Origin of the sequence: Ralstonia sp. Ralssp110 (genome assembly GCF_047325135.1) — a bacterium.
GTDB lineage: Bacteria > Pseudomonadota > Gammaproteobacteria > Burkholderiales > Burkholderiaceae > Ralstonia > Ralstonia mojiangensis.
Genome location: NZ_CP168610.1, coordinates 699,007 through 711,810, shown reverse-complemented (window position 1 = coordinate 711,810; position 12,804 = coordinate 699,007). Strand labels below are relative to the sequence as shown.

Annotated in this window: 14 protein-coding genes; 11 read left to right on the top strand and 3 right to left on the bottom strand. The window is 65.5% G+C overall.

Annotation, left to right across the window (positions count from 1 at the left end; translation table 11 throughout):
• Position 1: 1 nt before the first annotated feature.
• Complete coding sequence (locus ACEN9T_RS11990) at positions 2-265, top strand: Ada metal-binding domain-containing protein (protein ID WP_092972547.1); 264 nt, start codon at positions 2-4, stop codon at positions 263-265.
• 38 nt (positions 266-303) lie between these two features.
• Entirely contained in the window at positions 304-744 is a 441-nt protein-coding gene (locus tag ACEN9T_RS11985; RefSeq protein ID WP_413707811.1) for a hypothetical protein, read from the top strand.
• 74 nt (positions 745-818) lie between these two features.
• Here ACEN9T_RS11985 and purM read toward each other — a convergent pair whose 3' ends face one another.
• Positions 819-1,874 carry a phosphoribosylformylglycinamidine cyclo-ligase gene (gene purM, locus ACEN9T_RS11980; protein WP_092972544.1) on the bottom strand — a complete coding sequence of 352 codons (1,056 nt, stop codon included), beginning with the start codon at positions 1,872-1,874 and terminating at the stop codon, positions 819-821.
• 164 nt (positions 1,875-2,038) lie between these two features.
• On the opposite strand from purM, the gene ACEN9T_RS11975 reads away from it, so the two are divergent.
• Genes ACEN9T_RS11975 through ACEN9T_RS11935 form a run of 9 tightly spaced genes read left to right on the top strand, consistent with a single transcriptional unit; the run spans position 2,039 to position 9,615 of the window.
• Positions 2,039-3,109, top strand: coding sequence for an AI-2E family transporter (locus ACEN9T_RS11975; RefSeq protein WP_413707810.1), 1,071 nt, complete (start codon positions 2,039-2,041; stop codon positions 3,107-3,109).
• 22 nt (positions 3,110-3,131) lie between these two features.
• Complete coding sequence (gene hda, locus ACEN9T_RS11970; protein WP_004631704.1) at positions 3,132-3,833, top strand: DnaA regulatory inactivator Hda; 702 nt, start codon at positions 3,132-3,134, stop codon at positions 3,831-3,833.
• A 52-nt stretch (positions 3,834-3,885) separates the two neighbouring features.
• Positions 3,886-4,560: an HAD family hydrolase gene (locus ACEN9T_RS11965; protein WP_092972540.1), complete on the top strand. Its 675-nt coding sequence runs from the start codon at positions 3,886-3,888 to the stop codon at positions 4,558-4,560.
• A 12-nt stretch (positions 4,561-4,572) separates the two neighbouring features.
• The gene (gene pcnB, locus ACEN9T_RS11960) at positions 4,573-6,135 is read left to right on the top strand and encodes a polynucleotide adenylyltransferase PcnB (RefSeq protein ID WP_092972538.1); all 1,563 of its coding nucleotides are present in this window, start codon (positions 4,573-4,575) and stop codon (positions 6,133-6,135) included.
• The gene (folK, locus tag ACEN9T_RS11955; RefSeq protein WP_024974845.1) at positions 6,132-6,647 is read left to right on the top strand and encodes a 2-amino-4-hydroxy-6-hydroxymethyldihydropteridine diphosphokinase; all 516 of its coding nucleotides are present in this window, start codon (positions 6,132-6,134) and stop codon (positions 6,645-6,647) included. Before pcnB ends, folK begins: the two co-directional genes overlap by 4 nt.
• A gap of 29 nt (positions 6,648-6,676) precedes the next feature.
• Complete coding sequence (locus ACEN9T_RS11950) at positions 6,677-7,321, top strand: deoxynucleoside kinase (RefSeq protein ID WP_092972537.1); 645 nt, start codon at positions 6,677-6,679, stop codon at positions 7,319-7,321.
• Between the two features lie 60 nt (positions 7,322-7,381).
• Complete coding sequence (gene panB / locus ACEN9T_RS11945; RefSeq protein WP_092972535.1) at positions 7,382-8,200, top strand: 3-methyl-2-oxobutanoate hydroxymethyltransferase; 819 nt, start codon at positions 7,382-7,384, stop codon at positions 8,198-8,200.
• 12 nt (positions 8,201-8,212) lie between these two features.
• On the top strand, positions 8,213-8,920 hold the full coding sequence (locus ACEN9T_RS11940; RefSeq protein WP_413707809.1) for an ABC transporter permease: 708 nt from the start codon (positions 8,213-8,215) through the stop codon (positions 8,918-8,920).
• A complete protein-coding gene (locus ACEN9T_RS11935) occupies positions 8,917-9,615 on the top strand; it encodes an ATP-binding cassette domain-containing protein (protein ID WP_413707808.1) in 699 nt (232 codons plus the stop codon). Before ACEN9T_RS11940 ends, ACEN9T_RS11935 begins: the two co-directional genes overlap by 4 nt.
• Here the strand turns inward: ACEN9T_RS11935 and ACEN9T_RS11930 are convergent.
• Both ACEN9T_RS11930 and dnaJ read right to left on the bottom strand, forming a co-directional pair.
• Positions 9,559-11,457: a chorismate-binding protein gene (locus tag ACEN9T_RS11930; protein ID WP_413707807.1), complete on the bottom strand. Its 1,899-nt coding sequence runs from the start codon at positions 11,455-11,457 to the stop codon at positions 9,559-9,561. The two genes, ACEN9T_RS11935 and ACEN9T_RS11930, sit on opposite strands and share 57 nt — an antisense overlap.
• A gap of 150 nt (positions 11,458-11,607) precedes the next feature.
• A complete protein-coding gene (dnaJ, locus tag ACEN9T_RS11925; RefSeq protein WP_092972527.1) occupies positions 11,608-12,756 on the bottom strand; it encodes a molecular chaperone DnaJ in 1,149 nt (382 codons plus the stop codon).
• Between the last annotated feature and the right edge of the window lie 48 nt (positions 12,757-12,804).

The window sequence follows — 12,804 nt, the reverse complement described above, 5'->3', positions numbered from 1 at the left end:
CGTGAGAACGTGGACCCTCATCGGCGCGGACGGCCAGCCCTATGAGAGCGCCGCGCCCGGCACGCTGGGCGGGCATCGGCGCGCGCGCATCTATGGCCGGCTCGATTGCGCAGCAGCACGTCGGGCCATCGAGCGCGGCGGCTATGTGCGTCACCGCGTGTTCTTCCTCAACGAAGCCAACGCTCGCGGCGCCGGCTATCGGCCCTGCGCCGTGTGCATGCCACAGGCTTATGTGGCATGGAAAAAATCAGCCAGTTGCGGGTAAAGTCGTGGGCTGAACATCGCCGACACGCTCCGCACATCATGATCAAACCCCTGCTGCTTGCCGTGCTCACCGCTCTCGCGCTGGCGGGTTGCGGCCGCTCCGACGACGCGCACAAGCCTGCCGCGCCCGCTCCAGCTTCCGCACCTGCGGCCCCCGCCCTTGGCGCGTCCAACGCGGCCAATGCGCCGACCGCCAGCGCGCCCGCCGTCAGCGAAGCCGAACAGGCAAGGGCCGTCGATCTGGCCCGCGCTGCCATCGAGAAATACAAGCTGACCGCCCTGTCGCAGGAGTGCCTGTCGTTCGTGGTGGACCGGGCCGACGACACGCACAACAGCGTCGAAGTGCTGGAAAACCACACTTCGGCTTGCGGCGGCGACCCGAACACCGCGCCGCGCGTCGTCACGCTGCTCATCGACAAAAACACCGGCGCGCTGCAGAAGGACGACCCGGCCAGCGGCGAATACGTCCCGCTCAAATAAGCGCCGCCCAAACAGAACGCGCATAAAAAAACCGCCGAACGCATCGGCGGTTTTTTGTGGGTGCGAAGCTCGCGTCAGACCACGATCGTCTGCGCTTCGCCAGCCTGGCGGGCGCGGATTTCGCCGATCTGGTAGACCGTCTCGCCCGCGTCCTTCAGGTGCGCGATGGCGGCCGGTGCATCGGCTGCCGACACGATCACCACCATGCCGATGCCGCAATTGAACACGCGGTGCATTTCGTCATCGGCCACGTTGCCGGCCTTCTGCAGCCACTGGAACAGCGGCGGCAGCGTCCACGCGTCTTTGTGCAGCACGGCGGTCAGGTGGTCTTGCAGCACGCGCGGCACGTTTTCGGTCAGGCCACCACCGGTGATGTGCGCCATGCCCTTGACGGTCAGCGTCTCGATCAGCGATAGCAGCGGCTTCACGTAGATGCGCGTCGGCGCCATGATGGCGTCCTGCAGGCGCTGGCCGTGGAAATCGGCGTTCAGATCGGGGCGCGACACCTCGATGATCTTGCGCACCAGCGAGTAGCCATTCGAATGCGCACCCGACGAAGCCAGGCCCAGCACCACGTCGCCCTCGGCAATGGTGGTGCCGTCGATGATCTTGCGCTTTTCGACCGCGCCGACGGCAAAGCCGGCCAGGTCGTATTCGCCGTCCGGGTACATGCTCGGCATTTCAGCGGTTTCGCCGCCGATCAGCGCGCAGCCCGCCAGCTCGCAACCCTGGGCGATGCCCTTGACCACGGTGGCAGCGGTGTCGACGTCCAGCTTGCCGCAGGCGAAGTAATCCAGGAAGAACAGCGGCTCGGCGCCCTGCACGAGGATGTCGTTCACGCTCATGGCGACCAGATCCTGGCCCACCGTGTCATGGCGGTTCAGCGCAAAGGCCAGCTTGAGCTTGGTGCCCACGCCGTCGGTGCCGGACACCAGCACCGGCTCCTGGTACTTCTTGGACAGCTCGAACAGCGCGCCGAAGCCGCCGATGCCGCCCAGCACGCCTTCGCGCATGGTGCGCTTGGCAAACGGCTTGATGCGGTCGACAAGGGCGTCACCCGCCTCGATGTCGACGCCCGCGTCGCGGTAAGACAGGCCGGTCGATGCGGATGGGGTTTCGGAAGCGCTCATACAGTCGTCTGAATTGAAAAAACCGGGAAAGAAAGCGAGACGGCGGCGGGAAGTCACAAAAACTAGACCCGCCGGTCCAGTAAAATCGCGATTTTACCGGATGCGGCCACCCCGATGGCCGCTTTTCCGACTCGTCCACCCCGCCATCGAAACCGTCGCCCCTCATGAACGCCCCCGTGCTGTCGCAGGAAACCAAGCGCACGCTCGCCTGGATCGCCGTGGCGCTTGTCTTCCTGGCCCTGCTCAAGGCGCTGGCGCCCACGCTGACGCCCTTCGTCTTCGCGTTCATCCTGTCGTACATCCTGCACCCGGGCGTGGAATGGCTGCAACGCCATCGCGTACCGCGCGTGCTGGGCGTGTTTTTGATGATTCTGGTGCTCTCGGTGGTGGGCGTGGCGCTGATGCTGCTGATCCTGGCGGTGCTGCAGCGTGAAATTCCGGCCATCCGGGAGCAACTGCCCGGCATGCTCGCCAAGCTCAACGCATTTCTGTCGCCCAAGCTGGACGAACTGGGTCTGCATGTCAGCTTTGATTTTCCGGGCCTGCGCGCGTTGCTCACCGAACAGCTCGCCGCCAGCCCGGATGACGTGGTGGCCCGGGTGCTGACTTATCTGCGCGTGTCGGGCTCGGCGGCCATCCAGGTGCTGGGCATCTTCTTCCTGGTGCCGATCGTGATGTTCTACCTGCTGATGGACTGGAACATGCTCATGCGCCGCATCGAAACCGCCGTGCCGCGCCGCTGGCTGTCAAAAACGCGCGAACTGGCCACCGAAACCGATGGCCTGCTTTCACAATATCTGCGCGGGCAGATCATCGTGATGCTGGTGCTGGCGGTGTACTACTCGGCGGGGCTGGCACTGGCCGGCTTTGACGTGGCGCTGCCCGTAGGCATCTTCACGGGGCTGGCGGTGTTCATTCCGTACATTGGCTTTGGCGTGGGGCTCACGCTGGCCATCCTTGCCGCACTGTTGCAGTTCGGCAACCTCTACGGCTTGCTGGCAGTCGCCGTGGTGTACGGCATCGGCCAGTTCCTGGAAAGCTTCTACCTGACGCCGCGCCTGGTCGGCGAACGCATTGGCCTGCACCCGCTGGCGGTCATCCTCGCCTTGCTGGCTTTTGGCCAATTGTTCGGATTTTTCGGTATCCTGCTGGCCCTACCGATCAGCGCAGTGCTGCTCGTCGGTTTGCGGCAGATTCGCCAGCTCTATCTGGGCAGCAAGCTGTACCGCGAATAACTCACCCGCCGCCTCACGTTTCATGGCCACACCCGAACAGCTCCCGCTCGAACTCGGTGCGACACCCGCCCCGACCTTCGACAACTTCGTCGCCACCGGCAACGAAGAGGCGGTGCTGCGCCTGCGCGCCCTGATTCCGCAGGTGGTGGACGGTACCGCCACAGACCGCCTGGTCTACCTCTGGGGCGAGGAAGGCAGCGGCCGCAGCCACCTGCTGCAAGCCATCTGCGCCCAAACCGAGGCTGGCGGCTACGAAGTCCGCACGCTGGAACCCGACGCCCCGCCCGAAGCCTTCGAATTCGACCCGACGATCACCGTCTGGACGATCGACGACGCCGAGCGCCTGGACGAATGGGCGCAGATCGCCGTGTTCAACCTCGTCAATGAAGTGCGCGCGCATCCGCATGCCGCCATCGCCATCTCCGGGGCCGCCGCGCCGATGGCGATGCCGCTGCGTGAAGACCTGCGCACCCGCCTGGGCTGGGGCCTTGTCTACTGGCTACGCCCGCTGTCCGACGCCGACAAGGTGGAAGCCCTGCGCCAAGCCGCCCGCGAACGCGGCATGCAGCTCTCGGCCGACGTGCCGCAGTGGCTCGTGACGCACTCCTACCGCGACATGCCGAGCCTGATGGCCCTGCTGGACGCTCTCGACACCTATTCGCTGGCCCGCAAGCGCGCCGTCACCCTGCCGCTCGTGCGCGACATGCTCGCGCTGATGAAGTGAATCCCGGGGCTCGCGCGGCCGGTGATGTAACGTTCGGGTAAAATCGCGCCCCATGAATCTGGCCCTCTTCGACCTCGATCACACCCTCATCCCCACCGACAGCGACCATGAGTGGGGACGTTTCCTCATCCGCCGCGGCGTGGTGGATGAAACCGAATACCAGCGCAAGAACGATCAGTTCTATGCCGACTACAAAGCCGGCACGCTGGATATCCATGCGTTTCTGCGCTTTGCCTTGGCGCCGCTGGCCGCCCACCCGCGCGACACGCTCGCCCAGTGGCACGCCGAGTTCATGCACGACGTGATCCGTCCGAAGATCACGCCGCAGGCGCAAGCGCTGGTCTACAAGCACCTGGACGCCGGCGACCTGTGCTGCGTGGTCACGGCCACCAACAGCTTCGTCACCCGCCCGATTGCCGAGGCCTTCGGTATCGACCACCTGATCGCCACCGAACCGGCCACCGCCGACGGCAACCCGGACAGCGCCTTCACCGGCGACGTGGCCGGCACGCCGAGCTTTCGCGAGGGCAAGGTCGCGCGCGTGCACGAGTGGCTGGCCAACATGGGCCGCGGCTGGAGCGATTTCGAGCGCAGCACCTTCTACAGCGATTCGGCCAACGACGTGCCGCTGCTGGAGGAAGTGACCGACCCCGTCGCCACCAACCCGGACGACACGCTGCGCAATCTGGCAGCCGCGCGCAATTGGCGCATCATGGATCTCTTCTAAGCAAGGCGCGGCGTGATCAAGAAACTCATCAATCGCCTGCTGGGCAAGACCTCCGCAGAGCCCCACGCTCCGGCTGAACCGGGAGCACCCGTTGCCAGGAAGGCCCGCACGCCCAAGGCACCCAAAACGGCCAAGGCGCGCGCCAAGTCCGCCGGCGGCGTGCCGCGCCAGGCACGGGTATGGAGCGTGGACGAGCACGGCATCGACCCGAAGCTGCTCTCGCGCAACGCGGTCAAGGTCACATCCACGCTGCAGGAAGCCGGCTACGCCGCCTTCATCGTGGGCGGCGCTGTGCGCGACTTGCTGTTGGGCATCAAGCCGAAAGACTTCGATGTAGCGACCAACGCCACGCCCGATCAGGTCCAGGCGCTGTTCCGCCGCTCGCGCATTATCGGACGCCGCTTCCAGATCGTGCACGTCACGTTCTACGGTGGTCGCGATCAGGAGATCATCGAAGTCTCGACCTTCCGCGCGCTCGTCGACGCGGTCGACGCCGAGCAGGTGCCCGCCGGCAAGCGCGTCAAACGCACCGAGCTGGATCACCACACGCACGCTGTCGACGCCAGCGGCCGTGTGCTGCGCGACAACGTCTGGGGCACCCAGGCCGAAGACGCCACCCGCCGCGACTTCACCGTCAACGCGATGTATTACGACCCCGCCGACGAAACCGTGCATGACTACCATCACGGCATGGAAGACATGCGCGCACGCACGCTGCGCATGATCGGCGATCCGCACACCCGCTACCGCGAAGATCCGGTACGCATGCTGCGCGTGGTGCGCTTCGCGGCCAAGACCGGCTTTGACATCGACGCCGACACGCGCGCGCCCATTGCGGAGCTCGGCCCGCTCATCCACAACGTGCCGGCCGCCCGCCTGTTCGACGAGATGTTGAAGCTGCTGATGTCGGGCCACGCCTGGGCGTCGCTGCAGGAGCTGCGCAAGGCGGGCCTGCACAGCGGCCTGCTGCCGCTGCTTGACGTCGCGCTGGAGCAGCCGATGGGCCAGCGCTTCGTGCAGCTCGCCCTCGACAACACCGACGACCGCGTCAAAGCTGGCAAGCCGGTCTCGCCGGGCTTCCTGTTTGCCTCGCTGCTGTGGCATCACGTGGTCGAGCACTGGAACCGCCGCCGCGCTGCCGGCGAGCCGCTGATCCCCGCGCTGCACACCGCCATGGATGAAGTGCTCGACCGCCAGACCGAGCAACTCGCCATCCAGCGCCGCTTCACCTCCGACATGAAGGAAATCTGGAGCATGCAGCCGCGCTTTGAAAAGCGCTCGGGCCGCATGCCGTATCGGCTGCTGGAGTCGCCGCGCTTCCGTGCCGGCTACGACTTCCTCGCGCTGCGCTGCGCCTCGGGCGAATTGCCGCAGGAACTCGCCGACTGGTGGACCGACTTCCAGAGCGGTGACGGCGAAGCCCGCGAAGCCCTCCTGGCACAAGCCAAGCACGCCCCGAGCCCCTCCTCAAATGCCGGTCCGGCCAGCCCCGGCAAGCGCCGTCGCCGCCGACGTGGTCCGGCAAAATCGGATACAGTCGGTGACGTCAATCCGGGAAGTTCGGAGGAAACGTGAAGACAGTGGCGTACATCGGCATCGGCGCCAACCTGGGCGACGCGCGCCAGGCAGTGAAAGACGCCGTGGTCTGCCTCGCACAGCAGGTCGGCATCACCGTCACCGGCAAATCGAGCCTGTATCGCAGCGCGCCCGTCGAATCCAGTGGCGATGACTACATCAACGCCGTAGTGCGCATCGACACGCATTTCACTGCCGACCAGCTACTCCGCATCTGTCACCACATCGAAGACCAGTTCGGCCGCGAGCGGCCGTTCCACAACGCGCCGCGCACGCTCGATCTGGACTTGCTGCTCTACGGCGACCACGTCCTCACCTCACCCGAGCTGACGGTGCCCCACCCGCGCGTGGGCCAACGCGCCTTTACCCTGCTGCCGCTGCATGAACTGGCGCCCGATCTCGTGATTCCGGGCATTGGCGCCGTGGCTGCACTGCTGCCCGGTGTGTCCGACCAGCGCATCGAAAAGACCACGATGTGCCAGTGCATGCGCGCCAAGCAGCCCGCCGCCTGATCACCCCCCACCACACAAACCACCCGCTGATGGCACTGGATCACCTGCGCCGCATTGTTGTCGAAGGGCCCATTGGCGTGGGCAAGACCGCGCTGGCCCAGCGTCTGGCCGATCATCTGCGCGCGTCGACGTTATTCGAGACGCCCGCCGAAAACGCCTTCATCGCCCGCTTCTACGAAGACCCTGCGCGCTATGCGCTGCCGGTGCAGCTGCGCTTCCTGCTGCAGCGTGCCGAGCGTCTGAAGGCGTGGCACAAGGCGACGCTCGCCGGTGAGCGCATCGTCGCCGACAGCTTCCTGCCGCGCGACCGGCTGTTCGCCCAGCTCACGCTGCCCGCCGATGAACTCGCGCTGTACGACGCGATGGCCCATGCGCTGGCCCTGCCGCAACAGCGCATTGATCTTGTCATCTGCCTGCAGGCGCGCGCCGAGGACCTGCTGCCACGCGTCACCCGTCGCGCCGTTCCCTACGAAACCGGCATCGATGCGGAGTATCTCGAACGCATCTGCGCCGCATACGGCGAGCTGTTTCTGTATTACGATGCCGCACCGACGATGATCGTCGACACCGCTGCCTTCGACCCCGCAGGCAACGACGACGATTTCCGCACCTTGCTCGCCCGCATCGACGCGATGCGCGGGCCCAAGGAATTCATCAAGCTGGCAACGCGCTAGTTAGTCGACGCACCACATGGTCTGCGTGGGCGCTCGCGATGCCCCAATGAGTCTCAGTCCATGAGCTACCTCCAGGAATCGAACCGCAAGGCCGTCACGGTGACTTCGCTGCAGGCCATGCGTGCCGCCGGCGAGCGCATCGCCATGCTGACCGCCTACGACTCCAGCTTCGCCGCCCTGATGGATCGCAACGGCACCGACGTGCTGCTCGTCGGCGATTCGCTCGGCAACGTGATGCAGGGCCAGAAGACCACGCTGCCCGTCACGCTTGAGCACATCGTCTATCACACCGAATGCGTGTCGCGCGGCATTGACAAGGCGCTGCTCGTGTCGGACCTACCGTTCGGCACATATGGCACACCCGAACAGGCCTTCCATAGCGCCGTGCGCGTAATGCAGGCCGGTGCGCAGATGGTCAAGCTTGAAGGCGGCGTGTGGCTCGCGCCAACGATCAAGTTCCTCGTTGAACGCAGCATTCCGGTGTGTGCGCACATCGGCCTGACGCCGCAATCGGTACATGCGTTTGGCGGCTTCAAAGTGCAGGGTCGCGGCGATGAAGCGGCCGCGCAACTGAAGGCCGATGCGCTGGCGGTGCAGGATGCCGGCGCGCAGCTCGTCGTCATGGAAGCCATCCCGGCCGATCTGGCCGGCGAAGTCACACGCCTGCTGGCAATTCCCACCATCGGCATCGGCGCCGGGTTGGAGTGCTCGGGCCAAGTGCTCGTGATGCACGACATGCTGGGCGTGTTCCCCGGGCATCGCCCCAAGTTCGTACGTAACTTCATGGACGGGCAGACTACCATCGATGGCGCCGTCGCGGCCTATGTGGCCGCCGTCAAGGATGGCACGTTCCCCGGCCCGGAACACACCTTCGCCTGAGCGGGCATCCGCATGGAAATCTGGTCGGCCACCGTCGACGCCTTCGCCCTGCTTGCCAGCGGCGACGCGGCGTTGTGGCTGATCGTATGGGTGTCGTTGAAGGTGGCGATCGCGGGGCTACTGCTGGCGGCGCCCCCAGGTCTACTCATCGCCTACCTCATCGCCATGCACCGTTTTATGGGGCGCCGTGCGCTGGTGGTGCTGGCGCAGGCATCGCTGTCATTTCCGACGGTGCTGATCGGGCTGCTGCTGTATCTGTTGCTTTCGCGACAGGGGCCGCTGGGCGGCTTCGGGCTGCTGTTCACGCAGGGTGGGATGATCCTCGGGCAAGCGGTGCTTGGCCTGCCGGTGATCGTCGCGTTTGCACTGACGACGCTTGAACGCGCGGATCCGCGTCTCGCCGAGACAGCGCGTGTGCTTGGCGCCGGGCGCGTCCGGTTACTGCTGACCGTCTTTCGTGAATTGCGCTTCGGCTTAATGGCGGCCGTGGTGGCCGGCTTTGGGCGCGTGATCGCGGAGGTGGGCTCGGCGCTAATGGTCGGCGGCAACATCGAAGGCGTCACACGCACCATGACCACGGCGATTGCGCTGGAAACAAGCAAGGGCGAATTCGCGCAGGGCATCGCGCTGGGCATCGTGCTGATCGTGCTGGCGCTGCTCGTCAACCTCGTGCTCGCGTGGTTGCAAGGGGCTGGCAACTATCGCAGGGAGCCGGCATGAGCGCGTCGTCGCGGCCAACCCTGGTGTTTGAAGGCTTGCGCTGCCAGCACAGCGCGCGCGTGCTGTTCGAGATCCCGCGCCTGGCACTGTCTGCAGGACATGCGATCGTCATCACGGGCGCAAACGGCGTCGGCAAGACAACGCTGCTGCGCATGCTGGCCGGGCTTGCACCCGCCAATGGTGCGACCGTTGATATGGGCCACGGACAGCAGGCGCTGTCGCCCTATCCGGCCGAGCTGCGCGCGCGACTGACCTACGTGCACCAGCATCCCTATCTGTTCCGCACTTCGGTACGCGCGAATCTTGCCTATGGCCTGACCACGGGCGCACATCGTGTGGCACATGCGGAGTTGGCTGACCGAGTTGACGATGCCCTGCACTGGGCTGGCCTGCAGCACGTGGTGGATGTGCCGCCCGAACGGCTGTCCGGCGGCGAAACGCAACGCCTCGCACTGGCGCGGGCTCGTGCGCTGCACACGGATGTGCTTCTGCTCGACGAACCGACTTCGAACCTGGACGGCGCCGCGCGCGAGCAAGTCATTGCACTGGTGGGAGAACTGGCAGCAGAAGGCCGCACGCTGCTGATGGTCTGCCACGACCGCGAACTGATCAACCTGCCCGGCGTGGCCCGCTGGAAGCTAGAGCACGTCGGCGGCCAAGGCCGGCTCGAAATGCGCGGGCACCACGCCGCGTAGGGCGTTACATACGGCGATGGCCTCGGCGCGAGCAACCTCGGTGCGCGTGAGCGAACGTTCCTGCAGCGGCCCATCAAGCCACGGCGACGCGTCTTTCAACAGCACCGCACGCATCACGCCCGGCAAGACACCCGCGGACAGCGGCGGCGTCCACCACGCGCCGTCGAGCTTGACCAGCAACGTGCTGCGGCCGCCTTCGGCCAACGTGCCATCGGCGTTGAAGAACACCGTATCGAATGCACCTTCGCGCTCGGCCGCCTGCCAGGCAGCGTCGTAGCCTGCCCGCAACGTGGTCTTGTGCGTCGGCAGACTGTGTGTGACCTCGCGCGGTTGCGCGGCAACGAGCAGGCGGACCGGCGCCTCCCAGCTCGCATGCAGCGGAGACAGGGGCACCGCCGATACGTTTGCCGCACCCTCCGGCGTGAGCAACAGGCGCATGCGATAAGCGTCCTCGCCTTCGAGCGTTGCGCACGCAAGTGCCACGTCATTCGTCAGCACAGTTCGGTCGAAAGGGAAACCGAATGCAGCGGCCGAACGTTCCAACCGCGCCAGATGCCAATCCAGGAGCGCCACACCATCACGCGTCGCGCGCATCGTCTCGAACAACGACAGCCCTGGATCGAGTGCCGTCACGAAACGCGCCTTCAGTTGGCACTCCGCGTACTCCTCGTCGGCGACGCTGTCGTGCACGATGCCGGAGCCGATGCCGAGTTCGCCGCTGCGCAGGCCATCAGCGCCGGGCGGGCCGAGCACCAGCGTGCGGATCGCCACTGAAAAGCATGCGTCGCCCATCGCACGATCATCGACAGGCGCATCGATCCAACCGATCGCGCCGGTGTACAGGCCGCGTGGCTCTGGCTCCAGCGTCTCGATGACCTCCATCGTCCGCCGCTTGGGCGCCCCAGTGATGGAGCCGCACGGAAACAGCGCTCGCAGGCAATCAGCAAGGCCGGTGGCCGGCGGAATCTCGGCCTCCACGGTCGACGTCATCTGGAGCACGCTGCCGAACGGCGTCACCTCGAACAGCGCCGGCACATGCACGGAACCGGCACGCGCGAGGCGGCCGAGATCGTTGCGCAAGAGGTCGACGATCATCAGGTTTTCGGCACGGTTTTTTTCGTCAGCTGCGAGCGCCATGGCGCGGGCTTCGTCGACTTCAACGTCGCCGGTGGCAGGCGCGGTGCCTTTCATCGGCCGCGCAACAAGCTGGCCCGCGTGATGCGAAAAGAACAGCTCCGGCGAGCACGACAGAATCGCACCGCCCTCCGGTAGCGCGATGAATGCGCCGTAGGGCACGGGCTGGCGCGCGCGCAGGCGCCGATACAACGCCGCCGGCGCGCCAAACGCAGTCATGCGCAGGCGGTACGTGTAGTTGACTTCGTAGGTGTCGCCCGCCGCAATCCAGTCGTGGATGCGCGCGACGGCGTCGGTGTAGGTGGCGTGATCGACGCTGGCGGCACAGTCGAACAGGCCCGCTGCACTCGTTGCATCGGGCCATGCGTCGAACAGCGTATCGACCTCTGCCGACGACAGCACCCGCATCGTGCGAAACAGCAGCACGCGCAGGCGGCCATCGTGGCCAGGCAATGAGGAAGAGATTTCGGTGGAAGCCGGCAGACCGACCAGCGGCTCGCCAAACTCGTACGGCGCAACGATCAGGGCATGCAAACCCCGGCGCCAAGCGGCACGAAGGTCATCGTCCAGCCCATCCAGGATGCCCACCGGCCGGAAGAACTCGCCGGCATAATCGGTGTACCAGCGCGAGCACGGCGCGCCGCCCGAGGTGGCATCGTCCAGCAGCGCGAACGGCGCGCCGGCTTCTGGCGCTTGGAGCGGCTGCATGACGATGTCCTTGATTGAAAAGGTGGTGTTTAAGAAGCCTCGAAAAGCGTAGCGAGCGGCCAGAGGTTGGTCCGAGAAACGCAGCCGTACATGAGTACGGCGAGTATCGCAGGACCAAGATCTGGCCGCGCAGTAGCTTTACGCGGCTTCTTACGAGGAGAAGAAGTTCTTTACCTTGTCCATCCACGACTGCTCTTGCGGGCTGTGCCGCGAGCCGCCTTCATGCACGGACTTGTCGAACTGCTTGAGCAGATCCTTCTGGTGCTCCGTCAGCTTGACCGGCGTCTCGATGTTGATGTGTACATAAAGATCGCCCGCATAGCCCGAACGCACACCCTTGATGCCCTTGCCACGCAGGCGGAACGTCTTGCCGGCCTGCGTGCCTTCGGGCACCGTGAACGAAGCGCGACCGCCCAGCGTCGGCACTTCGATGTCGCCGCCAATGGCTGCCGTCGCAAACGAGATCGGCATCTGACAGTGCAGGTCATCGCCGTCGCGCTCGAACACCGGGTGCTGCTTGATGTGGATTTCCACATACAGGTCGCCCGGGGGGCCGCCGTTGATACCCGGCTCGCCGTTGCCCGACGAACGGATGCGCATGCCTTCGTCGATGCCGGCCGGAATCTTCACTTCCAGCGTCTTCTGGCTCTTCAGTTTGCCCTGGCCGTGGCACTTGGTACACGGCTTGGGGATGTACTTGCCGCTGCCGTGGCACTTCGGGCAAGTCTGCTGCATCGTGAAGAAGCCCTGCGACACACGCACCTGACCGGCGCCGTGACACGTTGGGCAGGTCTCCACGCTGGAGCCAGGCTCGGCGCCTTTGCCGTGGCAGTGGTCACACTCGTCCCAATGCGGCACGCGGATCTGCGTGTCGTAGCCATGCGCGGCCTGCTCCAGCGTGATCTCCATGCTGTAGCGCAGATCAGCGCCGCGATACATCTGCGGGCCACTACCGCGGCGTCCGCCCTGGCCCTGGGCCTGACCAAAGATATCGCCAAAGATGTCGCCAAAGGCCTCGGCAAAACCGCCGCCAAAACCTGCGCCGCCCGCGCCAAAGCCGCCGGCCATGTTCGGGTCGACGCCCGCGTGGCCGTACTGGTCGTAGGCAGCCTTCTTTTCGGCGTCGGAGAGCATCTCGTAGGCCTCTTTGGCCTCCTTGAACTTGTCTTCCGCTTCCTTGCTGTCCGGATTGCGGTCGGGGTGGTACTTCATCGCGAGCTTGCGATAAGCCTTCTTGATCTCGTCGTCGCTCGCGTTCTTACCCACCCCGAGCACTTCGTAGTAATCACGTTTTGCCATGGTGGCTTCAGTCGTCGCCTGTTTTTACTGCGTGTCGAATAGCAAAAA